At 71.0% G+C, this 24706-nt stretch carries 22 protein-coding genes and 1 pseudogene; 13 read left to right on the forward strand and 10 right to left on the reverse strand.

The window, feature by feature from the left end; genetic code table 11:
• Positions 1-5: 5 nt before the first annotated feature.
• A complete protein-coding gene (locus KBX08_RS09065; protein WP_210782343.1) occupies positions 6-938 on the forward strand; it encodes an HNH endonuclease in 933 nt (310 codons plus the stop codon).
• A gap of 119 nt (positions 939-1057) precedes the next feature.
• Here KBX08_RS09065 and KBX08_RS34865 read toward each other — a convergent pair whose 3' ends face one another.
• A complete protein-coding gene (locus KBX08_RS34865) occupies positions 1058-1438 on the reverse strand; it encodes a hypothetical protein (RefSeq protein WP_374101933.1) in 381 nt (126 codons plus the stop codon).
• A 212-nt stretch (positions 1439-1650) separates the two neighbouring features.
• On the opposite strand from KBX08_RS34865, the gene KBX08_RS09080 reads away from it, so the two are divergent.
• From KBX08_RS09080 to KBX08_RS09090, 3 genes are all read left to right on the forward strand, one after another.
• The gene (locus KBX08_RS09080) at positions 1651-1908 is read left to right on the forward strand and encodes a hypothetical protein (protein WP_210782345.1); all 258 of its coding nucleotides are present in this window, start codon (positions 1651-1653) and stop codon (positions 1906-1908) included.
• A 470-nt stretch (positions 1909-2378) separates the two neighbouring features.
• On the forward strand, positions 2379-2948 hold the full coding sequence (locus KBX08_RS09085; RefSeq protein ID WP_247669102.1) for a carboxymuconolactone decarboxylase family protein: 570 nt from the start codon (positions 2379-2381) through the stop codon (positions 2946-2948).
• A 358-nt stretch (positions 2949-3306) separates the two neighbouring features.
• Positions 3307-4266: a hypothetical protein gene (locus KBX08_RS09090; protein WP_210782347.1), complete on the forward strand. Its 960-nt coding sequence runs from the start codon at positions 3307-3309 to the stop codon at positions 4264-4266.
• Positions 4267-4335: 69 nt separating this feature from the next.
• Here KBX08_RS09090 and KBX08_RS09095 read toward each other — a convergent pair whose 3' ends face one another.
• Positions 4336-5172: a hypothetical protein gene (locus KBX08_RS09095; RefSeq protein WP_210782349.1), complete on the reverse strand. Its 837-nt coding sequence runs from the start codon at positions 5170-5172 to the stop codon at positions 4336-4338.
• Positions 5173-5386: 214 nt separating this feature from the next.
• Here KBX08_RS09095 and mptB point away from each other — a divergent pair, with 214 nt between their 5' ends.
• The 4 genes from mptB (at position 5387) to KBX08_RS09115 (ending at position 8964) form a co-directional block, all read left to right on the forward strand.
• Complete coding sequence (gene mptB, locus KBX08_RS09100; protein WP_210782351.1) at positions 5387-6790, forward strand: polyprenol phosphomannose-dependent alpha 1,6 mannosyltransferase MptB; 1404 nt, start codon at positions 5387-5389, stop codon at positions 6788-6790.
• Entirely contained in the window at positions 6787-8010 is a 1224-nt protein-coding gene (locus KBX08_RS09105) for a glycosyltransferase 87 family protein (RefSeq protein ID WP_210782353.1), read from the forward strand. Before mptB ends, KBX08_RS09105 begins: the two co-directional genes overlap by 4 nt.
• A 41-nt stretch (positions 8011-8051) precedes the next feature.
• A complete protein-coding gene (locus KBX08_RS09110) occupies positions 8052-8519 on the forward strand; it encodes a ribonuclease domain-containing protein (protein ID WP_247669103.1) in 468 nt (155 codons plus the stop codon).
• A gap of 79 nt (positions 8520-8598) precedes the next feature.
• The gene (locus KBX08_RS09115) at positions 8599-8964 is read left to right on the forward strand and encodes a barstar family protein (protein WP_210782355.1); all 366 of its coding nucleotides are present in this window, start codon (positions 8599-8601) and stop codon (positions 8962-8964) included.
• 77 nt (positions 8965-9041) lie between these two features.
• Here the strand turns inward: KBX08_RS09115 and KBX08_RS09120 are convergent, their stop codons facing one another.
• The 8 genes from KBX08_RS09120 to KBX08_RS09155 all read right to left on the reverse strand — a co-directional run bounded on the left by KBX08_RS09120 (position 9042) and on the right by KBX08_RS09155 (position 19678).
• A complete protein-coding gene (locus KBX08_RS09120) occupies positions 9042-10535 on the reverse strand; it encodes an FAD-binding oxidoreductase (protein WP_210782357.1) in 1494 nt (497 codons plus the stop codon).
• A gap of 150 nt (positions 10536-10685) precedes the next feature.
• Entirely contained in the window at positions 10686-11411 is a 726-nt protein-coding gene (locus KBX08_RS09125; RefSeq protein ID WP_210782359.1) for an HD domain-containing protein, read from the reverse strand.
• 82 nt (positions 11412-11493) lie between these two features.
• On the reverse strand, positions 11494-12849 hold the full coding sequence (locus KBX08_RS09130; protein ID WP_210782360.1) for a polysaccharide lyase family 1 protein: 1356 nt from the start codon (positions 12847-12849) through the stop codon (positions 11494-11496).
• Positions 12850-12901: 52 nt separating this feature from the next.
• A complete protein-coding gene (locus tag KBX08_RS09135; RefSeq protein WP_238688790.1) occupies positions 12902-14116 on the reverse strand; it encodes a Gfo/Idh/MocA family protein in 1215 nt (404 codons plus the stop codon).
• Complete coding sequence (locus KBX08_RS09140; protein WP_210782362.1) at positions 14106-15599, reverse strand: mannitol dehydrogenase family protein; 1494 nt, start codon at positions 15597-15599, stop codon at positions 14106-14108. The genes KBX08_RS09135 and KBX08_RS09140 overlap by 11 nt, the downstream gene beginning before the upstream one ends.
• Entirely contained in the window at positions 15590-16894 is a 1305-nt protein-coding gene (locus KBX08_RS09145; protein WP_210782364.1) for an enolase C-terminal domain-like protein, read from the reverse strand. The genes KBX08_RS09140 and KBX08_RS09145 overlap by 10 nt, the downstream gene beginning before the upstream one ends.
• Complete coding sequence (gene uxaC, locus KBX08_RS09150) at positions 16891-18324, reverse strand: glucuronate isomerase (RefSeq protein WP_210782366.1); 1434 nt, start codon at positions 18322-18324, stop codon at positions 16891-16893. The genes KBX08_RS09145 and uxaC overlap by 4 nt, the downstream gene beginning before the upstream one ends.
• Before the next feature lie 25 nt (positions 18325-18349).
• On the reverse strand, positions 18350-19678 hold the full coding sequence (locus KBX08_RS09155) for a Gfo/Idh/MocA family protein (RefSeq protein ID WP_210782368.1): 1329 nt from the start codon (positions 19676-19678) through the stop codon (positions 18350-18352).
• Positions 19679-19914: 236 nt separating this feature from the next.
• Between KBX08_RS09155 and KBX08_RS09160 the strand changes: the two genes are divergently transcribed.
• The 5 genes and pseudogenes from KBX08_RS09160 to KBX08_RS09180 all read left to right on the forward strand — a co-directional run.
• A complete protein-coding gene (locus tag KBX08_RS09160; protein ID WP_112603211.1) occupies positions 19915-21045 on the forward strand; it encodes a LacI family DNA-binding transcriptional regulator in 1131 nt (376 codons plus the stop codon).
• Between the two features lie 19 nt (positions 21046-21064).
• Positions 21065-22414: an ABC transporter substrate-binding protein gene (locus KBX08_RS09165; RefSeq protein WP_210782370.1), complete on the forward strand. Its 1350-nt coding sequence runs from the start codon at positions 21065-21067 to the stop codon at positions 22412-22414.
• Between the two features lie 31 nt (positions 22415-22445).
• Positions 22446-23429, forward strand: a complete 984-nt coding sequence (locus tag KBX08_RS09170) for a carbohydrate ABC transporter permease (protein WP_210782375.1) — start codon at positions 22446-22448, stop codon at positions 23427-23429.
• Positions 23429-24316, forward strand: coding sequence for a carbohydrate ABC transporter permease (locus KBX08_RS09175; RefSeq protein WP_247669105.1), 888 nt, complete (start codon positions 23429-23431; stop codon positions 24314-24316). Before KBX08_RS09170 ends, KBX08_RS09175 begins: the two co-directional genes overlap by 1 nt.
• Positions 24300-24706 (forward strand): annotated as a pseudogene (locus tag KBX08_RS09180) (hypothetical protein); the annotation flags it as partial. The gene KBX08_RS09175 and the pseudogene KBX08_RS09180, both read left to right, overlap by 17 nt.

Raw genomic sequence — 24706 nt, forward strand, 5'->3', positions numbered from 1 at the left:
TCGTTGTGAAGGCCTTCGTGGGGGTGACTGACGAGAGGTGGTACCGCTTCCTTGCGGAGCGTCCCGCGCTGAACGAGGTCAACTTCTGGCGGCCCTCCGGCGGTACATTTCGGGCTCTCACTCCAGGCGAGCCCTTCCTGTTCAAGGCACACTTTCCGCTGAACCGGGTGGTGGGTGGCGGCTTCTTCAGCGGCTTCACGCAGCTACGGATCTCCGAGGCGTGGGAGCTCTTCGGCGAGGCCAATGGAGCTTCGAGTATCGACGAGATGCGCCGCAGTGTCGGGCGCTACCGCAAGCAGGCGATCGGTGCAGGGGAAGATCCGATCATCGGCTGCATCTTCGTCCGGGACGTGACCTTCTTCCCCGACGAATCGACCGTCGATCCACCGCCAGAGTTCGCGTCAAATATCGTGCAGGGCAAGACCTACAACCTGGCCGACGCCGGTTCGGCGTCGTACTTCGACCTGCTGATCCACCGTCTGATCGGGACGACGGCGGCGGTTGACCTGAGCGGGCCCTGGCATCGTCCCGGACCCGTCTACGGAGACCCGCGACTGGTGCCCCAACGGCTCGGGCAGCAGTCATTCAAGGCGGTGGTCCTGGGAGCCTACGGCCGACGTTGCGCGATCACCGGCAACAGGGTCCAGCCCGTGCTGCAGGCCGCGCACATCCGCCCGCTCCCGCTGGGGGGCGAGCATCGGCTGGACAACGGCCTGTTGCTCAAGTCCGACGTGCACATCCTCTTCGACCGTGGCTACCTGGGCGTCGATCCGAAGCACCGCCTACTGGTCAGTCCGCGGCTTCGCAGCGAGTTCGGCAACGGTGACCAGTTCTATGCGAAGGCGGGCGAACAGATCGCTTTGCCAGAACGACGCCGCGACCGGCCGCGTGCTGATTTCCTCGAATGGCACCTCGACACCGTCTACAAGGCGGCTTGATCCAGTACTGCCCGCGCTAAGCGAGGCTCGGGTTGATTCGGTTGCCCGGACGCCGCTAGGCCGGCTAGTTGGACGTAGACCTCACGTGTGGCTGTCGCGATGCCGCGGCGGTTGAGGACCTAGCCGGTCAACCAGACCCAGCCCTCGTGCGTCGGTCGGTCGCAGACTGAGACGACGCGGAAGGTCAGGGCATGATCCCTGGCGAACTGCACCGAGGCTCGGCCGTCGATGACGAGCAGGTCGCCGGGGGAGGGACGCGCGGTCACCAGTGGCCGAAATTGTGGTGGTGCTGCTGCGGTGGCGGGCACTTCCGCGTGCATCGTCTGCCAGTCACGCAGCGCCCGCTTGATCCGGTCGTACTCCCGGCTGAGCAGCCGTACCGTCTCGTTGAGCATGGCCAGTTCATCCGACACCCGGGCCTGGAATTCGCGTACCTCATTGGGGTCGGCGCCGCGCCGGCACGCGGCGAACTCGCGGGTCCGCACCTCGTGCGGCGTCAACCTGCCTGGGTAGCCGGCGGGGTAGGGCTGGCCACCTCACGGCGGATGCCCATTCGACGGAGATCGCTGGCGGATCGTCGCGGTAGCGCCGCCCGTTGTCGGGAGCCGAACCGTACGCGCCCATGCAAGCCTTTACTTTCACGAACTTCGATGTCCCGGTCTCGGCTCGACGCGGAGCCGCCATGCACCGTGGACGGTGATGAGGAGGCTCCATGCGCGGACGCAGATGGGCGACCCTGGTGACGGCGGTAGCGCTGGCACTGGGCGGATTGGTCGGGGTCAGCGCCACTCCGGCTGCGGCGGATCCGCCGGGCGGCACGCTGCGCAACGTCTACTCCGACGGTCAGTTCTGCAACAGCTATGGCAGTGAGGGTGTTCGGACCGGCCTGTGGAGCCGGTACTACTGCGAGTACCGCCAGTACGGCCCCAACGCCCCCGGCTTCTACTTCCTCTGGACCTTCAGCTCCTAGCGCACGCACCTGCTTGGACGGGTGCTCTCGGGCCCGATTGGCCGCCGCCGGATCGACCAGACCGGCGGCGGTCATCCGCTGCCCAGCTGATCCGTCGGTGCGGGCGCGAGACCGAGGCTTCGTCGACCGGGGAGGCGCCTCGTGCCGGATGCCAGGTCACACGCTAGGAACGGTGGCGCGTGGGTTCGGGCGCCACGGCATTTCTGCTCGTCGGCTCTCCTGGTGAACTGGATTGGCGGGCGGTCACCTGGCGGCACCTCGAGGGCTACCGGCAGTGGGCACAGCTCGGCCGTGCCGGTGGTTCGACAACCGAGGCTCCCAGCGGGTCCGCGGTCCGGTGTGGATCGGGTGTGAGGAAAACCCCTCACCTGACGATCGTCGAGTGTCGGGCCCCCGTGCACGGCCGTTTTCCTGACAGCGTCCGCAGTCCCAACGCCGTACCGTCCGGGTCAAGCATGGGGAGGAGCCGGATGAGTTTCCTGCAGCAGGCAGAGCAGTCGCCTGACACCGAGCGGATGTTCGACACGGACACGAAGGCGATGGGCTACCTGCCCAACTACACCAGGTTGTTCGCCCACAGCCCGGCTGTGTACCTGGCGTGGCAGCAGCTCAACGGTTCGGTGAAGACCGGGATGGAGCTGCGCCGCTACGAGTTGGCGACCCTCGCCGCAGCTCGGGCCCTGAAATCCTCCTACTGCGGCTTGGCGCATGGAAAGGTCCTACGCGACAAGTTCTTCGACGCGCCGACCGTCGCCGCCATCGCGTCGGACCACGGCAGCCCTGTTCTCTCCGCGCAGGAGGTCGCAGTCGTCAACTTCGCCGGAAAGGTCGCGGCCGATGCAAGCTCCGTCACCGAAGCCGACGTCGCGGGCCTGCGCGGTCACGGTCTCGATGACACGGAAATCTTCCGCGTGATCCTCGCCGTTGGCGCCCGATGTTTCTTCAGCACCGTCCTCAGCGCCGCCGGGGCTGAGCCCGATCCGCAGTACAACGAGAGCCTGGACGTGGATCTGCGGCAGGCGCTGAGCTTCGGCGGTTAGACCCAGGAAGAACGCACCGACCAGGCTGTCCCAGTGTCAGTCGGCATTCTGGACGTCAACGTCGAATCCTGGCTCAGGGGCGAAGACCGACTGCCGTGGCTGCTCCAGTACTGGTTCGACTCCTGTTCGGGCGTCGGTCGCGGCCCAACGACTCGGACAGGCGCTTGCCGGTCTCCAGGTGAGTGCCGCCTCGCCGAAACGACTCGCCGTCGCCGCTCTGGCCCGAGCCAGGCGAGGCACCACGGCTCCGCATACCACAATCGAAGGTGCCTCGGGCGGCGGTCCACAGGTGCATTCGCTGTCCACAGCGGCCGTCACGCGGGCAGTACTCGGCCGTACGCCGGGGCAGGGTGGGGCGGTGGACCCGAGGTTGCATGCTCTGCTCGTGTGCGGCAATGGGCTGGTCGCTCGACGGGACATACTGCGGGCGGTCCCGGCCTGGACGATCCAGACCGCCCGGCGGGCGAACCGGCTGATACAACTGCTGCCCGGGGTCTACGGCGACGCGGCGCTGATCCGTCGCGCCAACTCCGACCTGCCGACGCTGGCCCGGGTCGAGCGGGACGTCGCCCGACGCGCTGTGCTGGCGTACGTCGACGGGCGCGGGGCGCTGAGTCGCCTGACCGCCCTTGACGTGTGGGGACTGCGCCGCCAGTCACCAGAGGAGGCGGTCTATCTCGACGTGCCACAGGGCTCAGGCCTGCGTGATCGGCCGCATCTCCTGGTACGACGTCGCTCCGGCTTCGTGGTCGCGCCGCCGCAGGTGGTGATTCGGGGAGGATTGCCGGTCACCCGGCTGGACCGGACCCTGGTGGACTCTTGGCCGCTGTTGTCGCCGGTCGACCGATCAAGCCTGCTCATCCGTGCGGTCAACGATCGGATGACCACGCCGCGGCGTTTGGCCGCCGCCCTTGCCGAGGTACCCCGGATGCCCGACCGTGGGGCACTGAGGGGTTTGCTGGACCGGCTCGCCGCCGGGTGCCGCAGCCCGTTGGAGATCTGGGGCCACGATCACGTCTTCACCGGCCCGGGAATGCCGAGGTTCACCCGGCAGGCGCGGGTACGGGTCGGCGCCCGGACGATCTACCTCGACATGTTCGCCGAGGCGGAACGGGTCAACATCGAACTGGATGGCGCGACCAGCCACGGCGACCCGGCCGAAACGCGAGATCGACCTCCGCCGCGACGCCCTGCTCGCCACCATCGGCATCCTCGTCGTCCGCTTCACCCACCGTCGCCTCACCGCGGACGCGGTTCAGGTCCGCCAAGAGACTCTGGCCATTCTCGCCCACCGCACCACTTCATGATCATGTGCTGAGAAGTAGGTCCCACCGGCCCCCCGCACCTACTTTTCATCACTTGATCATGGGGGAGAGGGGCGGGGGAGCTACTCGGGGGTTGGCGGGACGGGGGTGGGGTGGGTCTGTTGTGGGGGGACTCTGGGCGTGGGTGCCGACTCTGGTGGGTGCTCGCTGTGGCGGTGGAGGAGTTCGGCGATCCATCGGGCGGCTTCTCGTTGCGCGGTGAGCATGTGGCCGCGGGCGTCGGCCAGCTCGTGGTCGTCCGCGTGGTCATTCAGGATCGTCGCCCACTGGCGGCTGAGCTCCTCGGCGTACCGGGCCTTTCGGATCTGCTCGTCGAACTGGAATTCCAACTTGACCAGGCGGTCGACGTGCGGCTGGAGCGCCGGCATGATCCGTTCGTCGAGTCGTACGGCGGCGTCGGGGCGGCAGGTGAGCGTGATGTCGCCCCGTTGGTAGTGCCACAGGGGATCCTCGGCGAGCGCCCGCTGCAACGCCACCTCCAGGTCTCCGGCCCGGTGCGGGGGCAGGTCCCGGGCGGCGTCGGCGGCCAGCCGGGTCAGCCGCTGGATCGCGTTCGGTTGGAAGTACTGCACGTACCAGCTCAGCACCTCGGACCGCAGACTCGCCGGTGACGACCAGGCGAACGTGGCGCGGATGTAGAACGAGTACACGTACCCGCGTGCGGGGACCGCGATCAGCCGGGGTGCGTCGCGTTGCTCGACGAGTGGACCGGGCGGCGACGGCGCGGCAGCGGAACCGACGGGCGCCTCGTCCTGGAGCGCGGCGACCAGCCGATCCCAGCTACGCGCCCACCACCGCCAGCCGCGCACACCGGCGTCGCGGGCGATGGTCAACCCTCGTACGCCCCGGTGTCGCCACTGGTCCGCGGGCCTCGGCCTCCCGTCGGGGGCGTCCGTCATGGCACCCCTCCACGGTCACGGATCCGCGTTTCACGCTAACAACCGGTGACCGATATGCCCGCCGCCACGCCGTCAGCGAGCAGACCGCATACCGACACGAACCAGACCATGGGTCGTCGACGGTGGGACGGCCGAGCCGGTCCGACATCGCGCCGTCGCCTGGTGATCGTCCGGGGGTCGTGTGGCGGTCAGCCGCGGACGACATCCTGCCCGGGTGCGCACACTGCCGACCGTCGTCGCGTACCGGCTGCTCGGAGGCGTCGGTGCCACAGTGTTGTCCGGTGCCGGCCTGGCCGCCGGGGCGCTCCCGGTCGGCGCGCAGGCCGCCTGGTGGAGCGCGTTGCGGCAGCTCGCGGGGCCGGGTCTGCTCTGCGGGTACGCCGGCCTGACCCTGCTCGTGGCCGCCTGGTGGTGGGCGGGCCGGCACCCGCACGCCCCCGACGAGGTCGTCGACCGACGTTCCGCCGCGCTCACCCTGCTCTGCTGGGCGGGGCCGTTGCTGGCGGCGCCGCCGCTGTTCAGCCGGGACGCGTACAGCTACCTGGCGCAGGGAGCGATGGTCCTCGCCGACGTCGACGTGTACCGGCACGGGGTGGCCCGGTTGGGCGGCGCGTTGGCCGGTGAGGTGCCGCAGATGTGGCAGCAGACCCCCGCGCCGTACGGGCCGGTGTTCCTCGCGGTGGCGGCGGTTGTCAGTGGCGTGACCGGCGGCAAGCTGGTGCTCGGCGTGCTCGGTCTGCGCCTGGTGGCGCTGGCCGGGGTGGCGCTGCTGGTGGCGTACCTGCCCCGGTTGGCCCGGCACTGCGGCGTCGATCCGGCCGCCGCGCTCTGGCTGGGCGTGCTCAACCCGCTCGTACCGTTGCACCTCATCGCTGGCGCGCACAACGAGGCGGTGATGCTGGGGCTGCTGGTGGCCGGGCTGAGCCTCGCCTTCGAGCATCGCTACGGCGCGGCCACCGTGCTGGTCACCCTCGCCGCGCTGGTCAAGGTGCCGGCGGTGGTCGGGCTGCTGGTGGTCGTGTCGCTCGCCGCGCGCCACCGTGGACTGCCGACCTCGGTGGCCCGCACCGCCGGGTTCGTGGTGGGCACCACCGCCGTGGTCACCTGGGCCACCGGCATCGGGTACGGGTGGGTCGGCGCGCTTGGCACCCCGATGTACCGGCACAGTTGGTCGATCTCCAGCGCGCTGGGTCGGGTGGCGTCACGCGCGGCCGGGCGGTTCGGTCTGCACCTGGGCGACGCCCCGATGCGGTTCTGCCTGGCGCTGGGCGTGGCCGCCGCACTCGCCGTGGCGGTCGGGGTGTGGTGGCATCGGCGACGGCTCGGGCCGGCGTACGCGCTGGGGTTGGTGTTGGTGGCGGCGGCGCTGCTCGGCCCGGCGACCCGGCCCTGGTACGCGCTGTGGGGTCTGGTGCTGCTCGCGGCGGCGGCGCACGGGCGGGCCCGGCCGGCGGCGGCGCTGGGCGCTGTGGTGCTCGCGTTCGTGGCGCTGCCCAGCGGCTTCGGACCGGATGTGGCGCAGGCGGTGCTGGCCGTCGCCGGGGTGCTGGTGGGGTTGCTCGCGGTCGGCTCGCTGCGCCTGCTGGTGCCACCCGCCCCTGTGGAGCTTGCCCGATGAACGCGGGTCGGCGGCGGGTGGTGACGGGTTTCGGCCTGGTCGCCGTGCTCGCGGTGGCGATCGCGGTGTTGCCCGGGCATCGGGGTTGGTTCGACGTCGGTGTCTACCACGGCGCGGTCGGGCACTGGGTGCGCGGCGGTGACCTGTACGAGTGGACCACCGGCAACGGGTACGGCTTCACCTACCCACCGTTCGCCGCGGTGAGCATGGCGCCGATGGCCGCGCTGGCCTGGTACCCGACGATCGTGGCGAACCTGCTGCTGACCGCGTTGGCCGTCGCGTTCCTGCTGCACCTGCTGGTGGACCCGTTGGCCCGGCGGCACGGCTGGACCCGTTGGTACGCGCTCGCGTTGGCCTGCTGTCTGCTGGCCGGGCTCAACCCGGTGCGGGACACGGTCAGCTTCGGACAGGTCAACCTGTCGCTGGTGGCGCTGGTCTACGTGGACCTGTGGTTGTTGGAGCGGGGCAGTCGGCTGGCCGGCGTGGGGGTGGGGTTGGCCGCCGCCGTCAAGCTCACCCCGGCGATCTTCATCGGGTACCTGCTGGTCACCGGGCGGTGGCGGGCCGCCGCCACGGCCAGCGGCACCCTCATCGGCGCCACGGTGCTCGCGGCGGTGCTCGCGCCGCAGGCCAGCCACACGTTCTTCGCCGAGGCGTTGTGGGACACGGACCGGGTCGGTGAGTTGGCGTACGTGTCGAACCAGTCGCTGCTCGGCCTGGTCGCCCGGCTCGATCCGGCGCACCCGGACCGGCGGGTGTGGCTGCTGCTCGTCGTTGCCGTGCTGGCGGTGTGGGCGGTACGGGCACGCCGGGCCGTGCGCGACGGCGACGAACGGGCCGGCTTCGCGCTGACCGGCGTCGCCGCGTGCCTGGTCAGCCCGGTCACCTGGGTGCACCACCTGGTGTGGCTGGTACCGGGGCTGGTGGTGCTCGCCGCGTCCGCGCTGCCGTGGCCGCCGGTCGACGCGACGGCCCGCCGTCGGGCGAGTGCCGGTGCCGCCGGCTACGTCGTGCTGTGCAGTGGGCTGGTCTGGGTCTTCGCCAACGGCTCGGACGGACCGTGGGGGTTCGTGGGTGCCAACGCGTACGTCTGGGTCAGCCTCGGCATGCTCGCGCTGCTCCCGATCGGGCGCGCCGAGACAGATGATCATCCGGGGTTAACCGAGCATTGTGGAGCAGTTGGGGTGCCGAAGGGTGTTGCCGCCGACCGGCAGCGGTGAGACTGGGTCCGGTCCGACAATCACGCGGATCGATGGATCGGATGGTCTGGAGGCAGCCTGTGTCCACCCTCGTGTCCCCGCTGGCCACGCTCGGCGCGATCCGCCGGCGTACCACCGCCCTCGCCCTGCTCCTCGCCATGGTCGCCGCCGCGCTGGTCGGCCCGTCCGTGGTCTCCCCTCGGTCGACCGACCCGGCCTTCGCGGCGGTCTACAGCTCCTGCACCATGAGCCGCTGCGCGGACGCCCGCACCGCCCGTTCGGGCTGGTCCGCCAAGGCGTTCCCGACCAGCCGAGGCTGGTACTCCTGGAGCGGCGGGAAGTCCAACTTCGCCGGCGGCCGGTTCTACAACTACGAGGGTCAACTGCCCGCCAACGCCACCTACTACGAGTACGACGTCTACCCGCGCACCCAGGGCGCCGCCCGGGACGCGTACCGGATCGTGGTGAACCGCAGCACCGGGGTCACCTGGTTCTCGCCCAACCACTACACCGACTTCTACCGGCTCTGACCGACCTGGGGGCCGGCCGGCCGCGGTCGGCCGGCCCCGCCGCGGGTCGTCGCCCCCGGACAGATTCAGGAGGAACGTGATGGTCGACGAGCACGCGGGTCGGGTGCCCGATTGGCTGATCGTCCGCCACGGCGGCGGCCTCGACGTGCCCGGCGCGGTGGTGCTGGCCGGAGCGATGACGCGGACCAGGGCCGACTTGTTCGCCGCGCTCGCCGCCGTACTGGCCCTGCCGGCGTACCTGGGGGACACCTGGGACTCCCTCTCCGACGTGCTCCGGGACCGGCTCGACGCCGGCCCGCTCACAGTGCTGATCACCGACGCCGGCCAACTGCTCGTCGATGAGCGCTCCGATCAGCGCGGTCTGCTGCTCGCCGTGCTCGGCGACCTCGCCACCAGCGCCCCGCACCCGTTGCGCATCGTCCTCGACGAGGCCGCGCCGTCCTGACCGGTGAATCGAACCCGCCGTCGGTGGCGGTGCCCGGCGGTGCGGGTCGGTGTCACCCGCACCGCCGGTCGTCCGGGTCAGTGCGTCGCGGGCGGGATGCTCTGCTCGTACTGGAAGACGTTGTGCGGGTCGTACTTGGCCTTGATCTTGCGCAGCCGGGGGAAGTTGCGCCCCCAGTAGGCCTTCTCCCACTCGGCCATGCCGATGTTCGGCACGTTGACGTAGGCGCCGTCCACGTAGGGCCGCAGCGCCTGGCTGAACTCGGCGATCCAGGTCTGGGCGATCGGGGTGATGGCATCGTCGCTGTCGGGCTCGCCGCGTTTGCCCCAGCCCGCGCCGGGCTCCGAGTAGAAGAGCGCGTCGCGGTGCGGGAACGCCGAGCCGCCAAAGGGCTCCTGCCGTTGCGCCCCCCGGCCGAAGGCCTGGGTGAAGAAGTTGCTGTCGGGCGAGGGCGCCTTCTCCATGAACTCGCGGACGATGCTGACCGCCTTCTCCGGAAACGGCTCGCGGGTGAACTGGGAGAAGAACTTCCATTTCGCCGGGTCGTCCTCGTTCGGGGTCTGGAAGCCGGCGTAGACGTCGCCCCAGTTGCCGGTCTGCACCGTGACAGTGGGGTTGCCGATCGACAGGATCGGCGCCAGCAGCTTCCTGGCCTCCGCCTCGGATCCGTCCGCCAGCACCGCGAAGAACAGGATCTCGGTCGGGTGGACCTCGAGCTGGCTGCCGAGACGCGGGTCGGTGAAGGGTGCGACGCGCTGCCAGGTGTCGAAGACCTCGTGCAGGTCGCCGAGACCGGGCCAGGTCACCTGCAGGTACGCGACGCTGGTGACCGGAGCGACCTTGTAGGTCAGGGAGGTGACGATCCCGAAGTTGCCGTTGCCCGCCCCGCGCAGCGCCCAGAGCAGGTCCGGGTAGTTCCACGGGTCCACCTCGAGCACCTTCGCCCCGTCGGCGCCCGCCGCCACGACGATCTCCGCGCCGATCAGGTTGTCGCAGGCCATCCCGAGGTAGCGGGTGAGGAAGCCCAAGCCGCCGCCGAGGGTGGCGCCGGAGAGGCCCACGGTCCCCTCCGTGCCCGTCGTCGCCGCGAGGTCGTGCTCCCCGAGGGCGGTCACCGCCTCCGACTGGGTGAGCCCCGCGCCGACCTTCGCCGTGCGGGTGGCGGTGTCGATGTGGACGTCCTTCAGCTCGCTGACGTCGATCACGATGCCGTTGTCGACGTTCGACCAGCCCTCCAGGTTGTGCCGGCCACTGCGTACCCGCAGCGCGACGTCGTGCTGCCGCGCCCAGGTGAGCGCGTTGACCACGTCCCGGGTCTCCTGAGCGAAGACGATGACCAGCGGGTAGTGCACGAACAGCTCGTCCCAGCCGAGGCTGGCCTCCGCGTAGTTGGGGCTCTGCGGGCGGACGATCCGGCCGGTCAGCTGTGCCGGCGGGAACTTCGTGTCGGAAGCCCACCCGGGACCGTCGGCCGCGACCGCCGAGCTGCCGGCGATCACGCTCGGGATAGCGACCGCTCCGGCGCCGACGGCGGTAGCCCTGAGCAGATCACGACGGGAAAGCTCGCGCATCGTCCAAATCCTCTCGATTGGTGACACGCCCGAAAGATGAACCGAGAGGGGCATTTCCTCTCATCTGGCGCAAACCAACCGTAATGCCCGAGGCTTCCTGACAGATCCGAGAACTTGTCACGGAACCCGGTCGGGTGATCCGGGACCGGGTCAGTTCGGGGCGGGCTGGTCCAGGATGGCGCTGAACCGCTCCTCGGCAAGGTCCAGCTGGCCGAAGATGTGCCGCTTCACCGCAGGCGACAACGGGGTGTCCGGCCGGCCGATCAGGTCCCGGAACAGCGGCACCAGCGGCCGGTACTTCCGGGCCGACGAGATCACCTTCGGCCCGACCGTGTGGATTACGCCCACCCCGTTGTCGGTGAAGTCCGACACTTTGATCACCCGGGCCCAGGGCTCCCGGTCCAGGCTGACCGCCAGATGCTCCCGGTACTGCGCGTTGCGGTCCCGGTCGGGGTCGTACACCGGATTGGTGACAGCGGCGACCAGGGTGGCCACCCGTTGCCCGAACCGCGCGGCGAGCGCGGCCAGCGCGGCCCCGGTCGGGTCGGCGCCCGGATCGCCGTCGGCCAGCTCGACCGGATGGTCCTCCACCGCGTCGTGCAGCAGTCCGGCGACGATCACGTCCACGTCCCGCACCTGGTAGTGGTGCATCAGCCTGATCGCCACCCGCAGCAGGTGGTTCAGGTACGGCTCACGGACGCGTCGATCGTCGCGGTGCAGTTCGGCGGCGAGGTCGAGCGCGGCGGTCAACCGCGCCCGGGCGGCGTCGTCGAACTGCTGGACCTCCAACCGGAAACGTTCCAGCAGGCCCGGTTCGCCGTGGATCTCGGTGATCGCGTGCATCGGCATGCTGCCCAGGTGCGGCGGGAAGTCCATGCGTCACTTATAGCCGATCTTCACCACATCGATGAGCCCGTACGTCGCCGACCCGACCGCGAGTCGCGGGCGCGCCGAGCCGTCAGACGGGCAGCCGGTCGGCGCCGGCGAGCAGGCCCACCAGGAGGGGGACCAACGGCGCCGGCAGCACGGGGTCGCGGCGCAGGGTCGGCGTCCAGCCCGCGTCCGCGGCCAGATCGGGGTCATGCGTCGCGTTGTACGCCCCCAGCAGGTCGACCGGTCGGGCCGCCCCGCCGCCCTGGCGGACCCAGGAGCCTCGCTCGGTCACCGCGGTGCCGCCCCAGTCGTAGAGCAGGTCCGCCGGCTCGACCGCCGCGTCCAGTGTGAAGAAGTTGCTCTGCGCGTGGATCGCCGACTGGACACCGACGCCGAGCGCGTACTGGAAGTCCTCCCCACCGAGTCGGTAGTGGTTGTTGTAGACGTCGACCTGACCGAAACGCACCCGGGGCAGCCGTTGCAGGACGCCGTCGAAAAGGTTGTGGTGCAGTGTGACATTCAGCCGGCCCACGTCCGGGCCGACGGTGTTGGACGAGCCGATCAACAACAGCTTGTCCCGACCCGTGAAGCGGTTCCAGGAGGCGGTGACCAGGCTGGCGGTGTGTGTGACGTCCAGCGACCCGTCGTGCACCTGGTACGGCCGACCGAAGTACACCGGTTGGGCGCTGTCCGGGTTGTCGCCGTCGGTGAAGGTGTTGTGGTCGACCCAGACGTTCTCGCTGCGGCGTACCGAGATCTGGTCGTACTGGCTGTTCCAGTTGCCGGCCTCACCGTCGGTCGGCGACCAGGCGGGGAAGCAGTCGCGGGCGTCGGCGAGGGTCAGATTGCGCACGATGACGTTCGACGCCCGGTCGATCATGAGGGTGAGCCCGGTCAGTCGAGCGCCGCGCAGCCCGACGATAGTGGTGTTCGGCCCGACGTTGATCTGGGTCTGCCGGGTCTGGTTGGCCACCGAGCGCACCCGAGCCTCCTCCAGCGGCCCGCTCGGTGGCACCCGTCCCCACACCGCCGGGTCGTACGCGGCCAGGTAGGCGTCCAACCGGTAGGCCGGGTCGGCCAGGTCGGCGCAGCTCAGCGGCGTGCCGCCGGGGCCTTCGAAGCCGTCGACGGCGCCCTCGACGTAGATGAGCTTCGGCGTGGCGTCGGCGGCGTTGCCGGCGTTGTCGCCGCCCAGCGCGGCGACCAGCTCCGCCCGGTCGTGGACCACCCGGGTCCGTTCGGGGGTGGCCGCCGAGCCGCCCGTGGTGCCGGGGCCGTCGGCCGCCCAACCGTCCCGCTCGGGCAGCGTCTGCCGGCCGAGGCGGTCGGCCAACCAGGAGAGCCGGTCGGCGGACGGGACGTCCGGGCGGGCAGCGGCGGCGGCCGGGGTGGCGCCGAGGAGAAGGGCGACCACTGTGGCGCCGCCGAGGATTCTGCGCATCGACTCACTCCATTCGTTTGTGGTGGAGGTCCGTCCCAGGTGGTGCCTGTCGCTATCCGGCCAGCTCGGCGCGGTACGCGCCGGACGCCCACGGCACCCCCAGTTCGCTCGGCAGCGCCCCCCGATCGGCGGCCCGGCGCAACACGTCGACGACGCCCCGCAGGTGGCGGACCCGCTCCCCGCCCTCGCCGAGGGTGGTCACCAGTTCGCCGTCGAGCAGCCGGGGCTCCGGCGCGGGCCGCAACGCGTCCAGCAGCGCCGTGAACGGCGCGGTACGGGCCAGCGGTGCGATCAGTGGCACGCCCACCGGGTCGACCCGGTGGGCGAGCAGGTTCTCCAGCAGCCCCAGCCGCCCCGGCACCCGGCGGGTCACCACGTCCCCGGGCAGGCGCAGCCGGTCGGTCGGGTACTCCAGCACCGCCTGCCCCGCCGTACCGGTCACCACCACCTCGCCCGCCACGAACTCCTCGGCGGCCAGGGTCACCGCCACCAGCACCGGCGGCCCGGCGCGGAACCGGACCCGCAGCACTGCGGTGTCCTCCACCTCGATCGGTCGGACCCGGTAGCGCTCCACCTCGATCGCCACCGGCCACGGTGTCGCCCCGGCGAGCGCCTCGGCGATCGCCAGGCACTGCATGACCGCGTGCGCGAGCGGGTTGACCAGCGCGCCGTCCAGCACCGGCCGGCCGTCCACACTCCGTCGACCGGCCCAGGGGGAGCGGGCGTAGTAGGCATCCGGCCGTTGCCAGGCGGCGATGGTGGAGATGCCGGTGACAGTGCCCAACCGGCCGGCGGCCAGCGCGTCGGTCAGCGCGGTGAGGGCCGCCGAACCGAGCGCCTGGAAGCCGACCTGGGCCACCCGACCGGCGGCGGTGAGGGCCCAGGTCAACTCCTCGTGCTCGGCCAACGACAGCACCGGCGGCTTCTCCAGCAGCAGGTCCGCGCCGGTGGCCAGGGCGTCGCGGGCGATCGCCAGGTGGGTGTGCGGCGGCGTGCAGATCACCACCACCTCCGGTCGGGTGGCGGCGAGCATCGCCCGGTGGTCGGTGAACACCGCCACCCCGGGCGGCACCGGTGCGGCCGGGTCGTCCTCCACCGGTCGGACGTCGACCAGGGCGACCAACCGCAGCCGACCGGCGGCGTGCAGGGGCGCGATCACCCGCCGGTGCCAGCGACCGTGCCCGTTCGCCCCGATCACCGCCACCCGTGGCGGTGGGGTTGCCCCGCTCACCGCCGACCGGTCCGGGTGGACCCGGTCACCGGGCACCGGCCAGGGTGGCCTCGACGCCGTGCCGCTCCAAGGCGGTCAGCCAGGCGATCACGTCGGCGCGGACCTCGTCGTCCTCGGCCACCTCCATCGGGATGACGTCGCGCAGCCCGAAGACCGCGTCGACAGCGCCCGCAGGGCTCTGCGCCCCGGCGTCCAGCGCGGCCCGGATCGGCCCGGCCAGTGGGTCCTGGAACGGCAACGGCCGGCCGTCGTCGGCGTACCCCAGCGCGAAGCGCAACCAGGACGCCACGACCAGCGCGCCCCAGCGCGCGGACCGCCCGGTCGCGCGCAGGTCGGCGATGGTGTGCAGGACGCGCTGCGGAAGCTTCTGGGAGCCGTCGATCGCCACCTGGAGGGTGCGGTGGTGGATCGCCGGGTTACCGAACCGGGCGAGGGCCTGCTCGCCGTAGTCGACCACCAGCACCCCGTCCGGTGGAGTGAAGCTGGCCGCCACGTCCTCGGCGATCAGCCGGCGCAGCACGTCACGCAGGTGCGGGATCTCCAACGCGTCGGCGATCGTCTCCCGACCGGCCAACGCTCCGAGGTACGCGATGGCGGAGTGCACCCCGTTGAGGGCACGCAGCTTCAACCGCTCCCACGGGCCGGCGTCGTCGGTGAGCACCGCCCCGGCGAACTCCCAGCCGGGCCGACCGCCGGGGAAGTCGTCCTCGATCACCCACTGCGCGTACGGCTCGGCGGCCACCGCGGCCAGGTCGGTCACGCCGAGCGCCAGCCGGGCCGCCTCGATCGTCTCCGGGGTGCTGGCCGGCACGATCCGGTCCACCATGGTGCCCGGGCAGGTGACGTTGCCGGCCACCCACTCGACCAGCCCGGCGGGCACCCCGCCGGCCCGACCGACCGCCTGGTCGAGCATGCCGCGCAGTCGTCGACCGTTGGCCGGCAGGTTGTCGCAGCTCACGAGGGCCACCGGCCCGGCGTCCGCGGCGGCCCGGGCGGCCAGCCCGCGCAGCAGCAGCCCCGGCACCGTGGTCGGCGCCGCGCCGCCGGCCAGGTCCGCGGCGAGCGCCGAGTCCGGGGACAGCCGGCCGGTGACCGGGTCGAGTTGGTACGCCTTCTCGGTGACGGTCAGGGTCACCACGCGGATCGCCGGGTCGGCGAGCAACGCCACCACGGCGTCCGGGTCGCTGGGCGCGTGCCGGACACCGCTGAGGGCGCCCACCACCCGGGTGGAGCTGCCGGCCGCGGAGAGGGCGCTGACGCTGAACAGGTTGTCCTGCGCGGCGATCGCCTCCACCACTGCGGTGCTGCGCGGCGCGACGGCCACGATGCCCCAGTCACCCCCGGCCGCGCCGACCGCCGCCTCGGTGAAGACGGCCTGGTGAGCGCGGTGGAACGCGCCCAACCCCAGGTGTACGACGCCGGTCGGCACGGTGCCCGGCCGGATCAGCGGGCGGGCGTCGGCGGGCAGCCGGCGCAGCATGCCCATGCCGAGCCGGGAGGCCCCGACGGTCACCGCCATGCCGGACCGTCCGGGAAGCGGAACTCGGCGATCGACGCGGACTTCATGGTGGCGCTGTAACCAGGCCGTTCGGGCAGCAGGTAGCGGCCACCGCGGGTCCGCACCGGGTCGACGAAGTGTTCGTGCAGATGGTCGACGTACTCGATCATCCGACCGTCCAGACCGGTGCCCACCCGCAGGTAGTCGAAGATCGCCAGGTGCTGGACGTACTCGCAGAGGCCCACGCCGCCGGCGTGCGGGCAGACCGGCACGCCGAACTTCGCCGCCAGCAGCAGCTCGGCCAGGACCTCGTTGACGCCGCCGACCCGGCAGGCGTCGACCTGCATCACCCCGATCGCCTCGGCCTGGAGCAACTGCTTGAAGATCACCCGGTTGGCGGCCACCTCACCGGTGGCCACCCGGCAGCGGCCGGCGGTCAACTCGGTCACCGCGCGGGCGATCCGGGCGTGCCCGAGGATGTCGTCGGCGTGGGTGGGCTCCTCGATCCAGTACGGGTCCACCTCGGCCAGCGCCTCCATCGCGGTGATCGCCTCGTCGACGTCCCAGACCTGGTTGGCGTCCATCATCAACAGCGCGTCCGGGCGGATCTCCTCCCGGATGATCCGGGCCCGCCGCAGATCGTCGGCGAGCGGGCCGCCGACCTTCATCTTCATCGCCCGCCAGCCGTCGGCGTACGCCTGCCGGGTCAGCGCCCGCACCTTGTCGTCGGGGTAGCCGAGCCACCCGACCGAGGTGGTGTACGAAGGAAAACCGTCACGTTCGAGCGTGGCCAACCGGTCGGCCAACCCGTCGCGTCCCTTGTCGAGGATGGCGGCTGCCTCGTCCGGGGTGAGCGCGTCGGTGATGTGCTTGAAGTCGACGCTGGCCACGAGGTCGTCGGTGGGCAGGTCGGCGAGGAAACGCCACATCGGCTTGCCGGCCAGGGTGGCCCGCAGGTCCCACACCGCGTTGACCAGCGCGCCGGTCGCCATGTGGATGACGCCCTTCTCCGGGCCCAGCCAGCGCAGCTGCACGTCGGCGCTGAGCGAGCGCCAGAACGCCACCGGCTCGGCCGTGATTTCCTCGATGGTGCGGCCCTGGACGTGGTGGGCCAGGGCACGCACCGCCGCGCAGGTGATCTCGTTGCCGCGACCGTTGGTGAAGGTGAACCCGGCGCCGGTCGGGCCGGCGTCGGTGCCCAGCTCCACGTACGTCGCCGAGTAGTCACCCCGGTTGATCGCGTCGGAGCCGTCGCCCCGGGCGGCGGTGGGGAACCGCACGTCGTGCACCTCGACGGAGGTGATGGTGACGGTCATTGAGCCTGTCCTCCGAAGTTGAAGACCCGCTTGGGCAGCCGGTACGCCAGGTCGACGATGGTCTCGGCGGCCTCGTCCATCGGTAGCCGGTGCTCGGCGACGAGCCGGGCCAGGAAGCCGGCGTCCACCCGGCGGGCCACGTCGTGGCGTACCGGAATGGAACAGAACGCCCGGGTGTCGTCGACGAACCCGGTGGTGTTGTAGAAGCCGGCGCTCTCGGTCACCGTCTCCCGGAACCGTCGCAGCACCTCCGGGGAGTCCAGGAACCACCAGGGCGCGCCGAGCAGCAACGCGGCGTACCCGCCCGCGAGGGGCGCCAACTCGCGGGTGAAGGTGTCCTCGTCGAGGGTGTAGAGCACCAGTCGCAGCCGGGGGTCGTTGCCGTAGCGTTCCAGCAGCGGGGCGAGCGCGTGCACGTACTCGGTGGCCTGCGGGATGTCGCCGCCGACGTCGCGGCCGTGCCGGGCGTGCAACCACCGGTTGTGGTTGCGCACCGCGCCGGGGTGCAGCTGCATGACCAGGCCGTCGTCGAGCGACATCCGGGCGAACTCCACGAGCATGTGCGCCCGGAACGCCTCCGCGTCGACGGCGTCGGCCTCGCCGCGCCGGCCTCGGTCGTACAGCCGCTCGGCCTCGGCCGGCGTCAGGTCCAGGGTGCGCGCGGTGGGGTGGCCGTGGTCGGAGGAGGTGGCGCCGGCGGCGATGAACGCGGCGCGCCGGGCCCGCAGCGCCGCCAGGTAGCCGGCGTACGTGCCGGTGTCCTCACCGGCCCGGTCGCCGAGACGGTCCACGTTTGCCGACCAGCCCTCGAACTCCATGTCCACCACGTCGTCCGGGCGGAACGTGGTGACCACCCGGCCGCCCGGCCCACCCCACCCGTCGGCGGCGAGCTTGGCGTGCTGCGCGAGGTCGTCCAACGGCGACTCGGTGGTGGCGAGGACCTCGATGTTGAACCGCTCGAACAGCGCCCGGGGCCGGAAGTCCGGCTCGGCGAGCCGGGCTGCGATCTCGTCGTAGAGGGCGTCGGCGGTGTTCGGGCGAAGCGGGGTGTGCACCCCGAACACGGTGCGGAAGGTCTGCTCCAGCCAGAGTCGCGACGGGGTGCCCCGGAACAGGTGCCAGTGCGCGGCGAAGCGTCGCCAGATCACCCGGCCGTCGGTCTCCACCGGGCTGCCGTCGCGGGTGGGCACCCCCAGATCCGACGGGGGTACGCCCTGACTGAGCAGCATCCGGGTCAGGTAGTGGTCGGGCACGATGAGCAACTGCGCCGGGTCCGGGAAGGGGCGGTCCTCGGCGAGCAGGGCCGGGTCGACGTGCCCGTGCGGCGAGATGATGGGCTGCTCCGCCGCCAGGGCGTACAGCTCCCGGGCCAGCGCGCGCAGGCCCGGCTCGGGCGGCAGGAGCAGGTCGGTGTGGTCGAACGTGGGCACGGAGTGGGGCTCCTCGTCTCCTGTGTCAGCGGGGGGTGAGCAGGTCGGCGACGCGGACGGGTTGGCCGGTCTCGAAGGACCGGTTGGCGGCCAGACCGGTGAGCAGTGCCAACGCGCCGTCGTCGGCGGTCGCGGCGCGGCCCAACGGGTCGGGTTGACCGCCGAGGAGCACCCCGGTCATCCGGGCGTCCGCGCCGCCGTGCCCGTGCCGACTACGACCCTCCACCGGGATCTGCCGGGGCGGGGCCCAGAACGGGCGCAGGGTAAGCGTCGCACCACCGCCCTCGGCCGGCGCCTCGGCGCCGTGCAGGGCGGCGCCCTTGACCGCGCCGGCGGTGCCCCGGTCGACGAAGTCGTTCTCTGCCACGTCCAGCTCCAGTCGGCCGCGGCTGCCGTTGACCATCACCCGGTAGCCCTCCCAGGGCGCGTACGCGGTGAGGTGGTAGGTCATGGTGGCGCCGGTGGAGTAGCGGGCCAGCACCGCCATGTCGTCCTCGATGCTCACCCCGGGGGCGAAGACGTTGCGGTCGCGCTGGTAGCCGTCCTCGGCCTCGGCGTCGAGGTACAGCTCGCGCAGCCGGGGGTGCGCGTCCAGCCGCAGTGCGAACGGGTCGTCGGCGGCGGCGGGGGAGCCGTGTGCCCGGTCGTAGTCGCGGGCGTAACCGTGCCGGTGACCGTCCTCGCCGTAGAAGAAGAGTCGGCCGGCGGCGTACACCTCGACGGGCGTGGCGGCCAGCCACCAGTTGACCAGGTCGAAGTGGTGGCTGGCCTTGTGCACCATCAGCCCGCCGGAGGTGGCCTTGTCGCGGTGCCAGCGGCGGAAGTAGTCGGCGCCGTGGCGGACGTCGAGCAACCACTCGAAGTGCACCGAGCCGATCTCGCCGACCGCGCCCTCGGCGAGCAGCCGGCGAACCTGTTCGTGCAGCGGGTTGTAGCGGTAGTTGAAGGCGACAGTCACCCGCCCACCGGTCTCGGTGACAGTGTCCAGGATCCGCCGGCAGCGGGCCACGTCCACTGTCATCGGTTTCTCGGTGACGACCTCCCGGCCGGCGCGCAGCGCGGCCACCACGTACTCGTCGTGGGTGACGTCCACGCTGGTGACCAGGACGACGTCGACGCGCTCGGAGTCCAGCATTGCCTTGAAGTCGCCGGCCGGGTACGTGGGCACCGGGCGGTGGCCCAACTCGCCCAGCCAGCGGTTGTGGGCGTCCATCCGGGCCTGGTTGACGTCGGCGAAGGCGACCAGCTCGGTGGTGTCGGCGTGGTCGAGCACCAGCGCCCGGACGAACATCTCGGCCCGCGCGCCGGTGCCCACGACGGCGTACCGGGCTCGCCCGGCGGCTCTCGGTGACATGCGGTCGCCTCCCGTGGTGCTGCAAAGGTTTGCAATGAAGTAATCACGATCGATCCGTTCGCGTCAACGACGACAGCGGGATCGGCGTCATTTGTCAGCGTTTGAGAGGCCACAGGTCACCAAGGGGAGTGTGGGTGCAACGAAGCCGTAATCATTGACCGTTGACACTGGCGCAACCGTTTGCATTAATGGGCCACACCTGCGTGACCGCCACCACATCGGACGAAGGGGCCGCCGTGCCAGTCACCATCCGGGACGTCGCCCGGGCGTCCGGTGTGCACATCTCCACCGTGTCGCGCACCTTCTCCGCTCCACACCTGGTCAACCCCGAGACCCGGGTCCGGGTGCTGGCCTGCGCGGAGGATCTGGGCTATCGGCCCAACCGCGCCGCCCGGGCCCTGATCACCGGGAGGACGCACAACATCGGGCTGATCATCGCGGATATCGCGAACCCGTTCTTCCCGCCGCTGATCAAGGCGGCGGAGAGTCAGGCCCGGCACCGCGACTACCACGTCTTCGTGGCCGACACCAACGAGGACCCGACCGCCGAGGAAGAGTTGGTCCACGCGCTGGCCAAGCAGGTGGACGGGGTGCTGCTGTGCAGCCCTCGGATGAGCAACAGCCTGATCGAGCAGCTCAGCCGCGAGGTGCCACTGGTCGTGGTGAACCGCCAGGTGACCGGCCTGCCCTGCGTGCTCATGGACGTCGGGCAGGGCGCCCGCTCGGCGATCGAGCACCTGGTCGGCCTGGGGCACCGCAGCATCGCCCTGCTCGGTGGCCCGCGCAGTTCGTGGACCAACCGGGAGATGCGCCGTGCCGCCGGGGCGGCCGCCCGAGCCGGTGGCGCGGAGTTGACCATGCTCGGCCCCAACGCGCCCACCGAGGTCGGCGGCTCCGCCGTCGCCGAGCAGGTGCGACGCAGTGGCGTGTCGGCAGTGCTCGCCTACAACGACCTGATGGCGATCGGCCTCATCGAAGGGCTGGACGCGCTCGGGGTCCGGGTGCCGCAGGAGGTGAGCGTCGTCGGGGTCGACGACATCACCCTGAGTCGGCTGACCCGCCCCAAACTGACGACGGTGGCCACACCCACCGGGGCCGCCGGCCGGACGGCCGTCGACATGCTGCTGCAACAGGACATCGAGTCACCGCGCGGTGCGCGGGGGTCCGGTGCCGGCACGGCGCTCGGCGTCCGTCGTACCACCGCACAGGTAATGCTCCAGACCGACCTGGTCATCCGCGACTCGACCGGCCCGGGCCCGTACGCCCGACCGGCACGTCCCCTGGCCGCACCACGTGGCCCGGGCCCGCATTGCCCTGCGGGCCCGGGCATCCCGACTGCTGCCACCGGTGACGCCGTCGCCTCCTAATGCCGAGGAGTGAGCGCACATGCACCCCGCAACGCCCCCCACCACTGACGCGCCCGTCGGGCGCGCCCACCGTACCCCTCTGCCCCGGCGGCGCCTGCTACGTGGCCTGCTCGCCGTGACAGTCGCCGCACCGCTGATGTTCGGCGCCGCCGCCTGCGGAGACGACGACGGCGGCGCCGCCGACCCGAACGCGCCGGTCAAGCTCTCCATCTTCTGGTGGGGCGGCGATGCCCGGGCCAAACTGACCGAGGACGCCCTGGCTCTCTACACCAAGAAGCATCCGAACGTGACGTTCGAGAAGACCTGGCAGGCCAACCAGGGCTACTTCGACAAGCTGGCCACCCTCACCGCCGGCGGCAACCCGCCGGACCTGTTCCAGATCGACGACAACTACCTCGCCGAGTACGCGGCCCGCAACACCACGCTCGACCTGACCTCGTACCAGGAGTCCGGGAAGCTGGACACCTCCAAGTTCCCCGAGAGCCTCTGGCAGTACGGCGTGGTCGACGGCAAGCTCGCCGGTCTGGCCGCCGGGGAGAACACCCAGGGCCTGGTCTACAACAAGACGCTGTTGACCACTAACAACCTGCCCGAGCCGACCACCGGAATGTCGTGGGAGGAGCACATCGCCTGGGCCGAGCAGGTCACCGCCAAGACCAAGGTGCCCGGCACGCAGGACCCGAGCGCCGACTACAAGGCGTTCTGGGTCTGGCTGCGCCAACAGGGCAAGGACCTCTACCAGGGCAAGGAGCTGGGCTTCGCCGCCGAGGACGTGACCAAGTGGTTCGACCTGTGGAAGGGCGCCCGGGACCGCAAGGCCACCCCGAGCGCCGACGTCATCCACGAGGGCAACTCCAGCGACGTCACCAAGCAGCTGGTGGTCACCGGCAAGTCGGCGACCTCCTGGGTCTGGGCCAACCAGATGCCGGACCTGAAGAAGAACACCAAGGACGAGCTGGGCGTGATCGCCTACCCCGGTGATCCGAGCGCGCAGTGGGCCCGTGCCTCGATGTACTGGTCGGTGTTCAAGGGCAGCAAGAACAAGGACGTCGCGGTCGACGTGATCAACTTCCTGAACAACGACCAGGAGGCGGTCAAGCTGCTCGGCACCGACCGCGGTCTGCCGTCCAACCTGGACCTGCGCCGCGTGGTCAGCGACGACACCACCGACCCCGCCATGAAGCAGTCCATCGCCGTCGAGGCGGAGCTGACCCAGAAGTTCGGCAAGTCACCGCAGGTGCCCATCAAGGGCCACAGCAAGGTGAAGTCCGAGCTGATCAAGGCCGCCGAGAACGCGCAGTACGGCCGGGCCACCCCCGCCGAGGCCGCCGCCCAGTTCATCGAGGCGTGCAAGTCCGCCATCGCCTGACCGCGCCGCGAGGCGAGGAGAGGAGCTGTTCGTGGCGTTGACCACGGCACCCGACCCGACCCGACGCGGCCCCGGATCCGACCGGGCCCACGCGCAGTGGCGTGGGCCCGGACGCTTCCGGCACAGCGAAGGTCTGGCGGGGTACGTCTTCCTGTCGCCGTGGCTCATCGGCCTGATGGGTGTCACGGCGATCCCCATGCTGCTGTCGCTCTATTTGAGCTTCACCAACTACGACATCCTCACCCCCTTCTCCGAGGTGGAGTGGGTGGGGCTGGCCAACTACGAACGGATGTTCACCGCCGACCCGTCGTACTGGCACGCGGTGCGGGTCACCCTGACCTTCGCGCTGATCGCCGTACCGCTGAAGCTGGCCGCGGCGCTCGGCGTGGCGCTGCTGCTCAACCGTGCCTGGCGCGGCGTCGGGCTGTTTCGCGGGCTGTTCTACCTGCCGTCCCTGCTCGGCGGCAGCGTCGCGCTGGCCATCGTCTGGGTCAACATGTTCAACCGCGACGGCGCGTTCAACTCGCTGCTGAGCCTCTTCGGCATCACCGGCAAACCGTGGGTCAACGACCCCGACTGGGCCCTCGAAACACTGATGGTGCTGGCCATCTGGCAGTTCGGCGCACCGATGGTGATCTTCCTGGCCGGGCTCAAGCAGGTGCCCACCGAGCTGTACGAGGCCGCGTCGGTCGACGGGGCCGGCCGTTTCCGCCAGTTCCGCAACGTCACCCTGCCGATGCTCTCCCCGGTCATCTTCTTCAACCTGGTGTTGGAGACCATCAACGGCTTCCAGGGCTTCACCGCCGCGTTCGTGCTCAGCAACGGCACCGGCGGCCCGGTCGACTCCACCCTCATGTACACGCTGAACCTCTACATCACCGGCTTCACCGACCTCAACATGGGCTACGCCTCGGCGATGGCCTGGGTGTTCCTGCTCGCCATCGCGGTCATCACCGCGATCTTCTTCAGCACCGGACGGTTCTGGGTGCACTACTCCGACGGCGAGGACCGGTGATGGTGACGGTGACCCCGACGACCGCAGCGCCGCCGAACGCGCGTCGACGACCCGGCGGACGGCCCGTGCTGCGGCTGCTGATCCTGGTGGCGATCGTCGCCGTGGTGCTCTACCCGCTGATCTGGATGGTGGGCACCTCGCTGAAGTCCCAGGAGGAGATCGTCAACAACGTCGGGCTGCTGCCCGAGCGTTTCACCCCGGGCAACTACACCGCCGGGTGGTCCAACTTCGACGTCAGCTTCGGCCGGTTCTTCCTCAACAGCGCCATGGTCAGCCTGCTCACCGTCATCGGCAACGGGCTCTCCTGCCTGCTGGCCGCGTACGCCTTCGCCCGGCTGCGGTTCCGGCTGCGCGGCATGTGGTTCGCCGTCATGATCGGCACGCTGCTGCTGCCCCAGCACGTGCTGATCGTTCCGCAGTACATCCTGTTCCGCACGCTCGGGCTGGTCGGCGGTGACTGGCCGTACCTGCCGCTGCTCATTCCGCAGTTCCTGGCCACCGAGGCGTTCTTCGTCTTCCTCATGGTGCAGTTCATGCGGGGCGTCCCCCGGGAGCTGGACGAGGCGGCCCGCATCGACGGCGCCGGTCCGTTCGGCATCTTCCGGCACATCATCCTGCCGCTGAGCCGCCCGGCGCTGGTCACCACGGCGATCTTCTCGTTCATCTGGACCTGGAACGACTTCTTCCGCCAGTTGGTCTTCCTGTCCCAACTGGAGGACTACACAGTTCCGGTCGCGCTGACGCTGTTCATCGACTCGACCAGCCAGAGCGCGGTCGGCCCGATGTTCGCCATGTCGGTGCTGTCGCTGCTGCCGGTCTTCCTGTTCTTCGTCGCGTTCCAGCGGATGCTCGTCGAGGGGATCAACACCAGTGGCATCAAGGGCTGAACCTCCGGACCCCGGCGGGCGGCGGGACTGGCGCGACGTCGCTCGCGACGCCGCCGACCTGGCACTGCTGGGCATCCTGCTGACCCTCGCGGCGGTGCCCCTGCTCACCGCCGCCGCGGCGGCGGGCACGGCCAGCGCGGCGGTGCACGACTGGACGCGTACCGGCAGTTGGCCGTCGGCGCGCACGACAGTGCGCCGGTTCGGCCGCGCGGTGCTGCCCGGTGTGCCGGTCAGCCTGCTCGCGCTCGCCGGCGCCGCGCTGCTCGCCGCCGAGCTGGCGGCGCTGGCCACAGGCTGGGTGCCGGGGGGCCCGGCCGCGCTGCTCGTGACGGCGCTGATGGCTGCCGGCCTGGGAGGGTGGGGCGGGCTGGGGGGGGGCGGGGTGGGGGG

It is taken from the genome of Micromonospora sp. H61 (assembly GCF_018070325.1).
Taxonomy (GTDB): Bacteria; Actinomycetota; Actinomycetes; order Mycobacteriales; family Micromonosporaceae; genus Micromonospora; species Micromonospora salmantinae.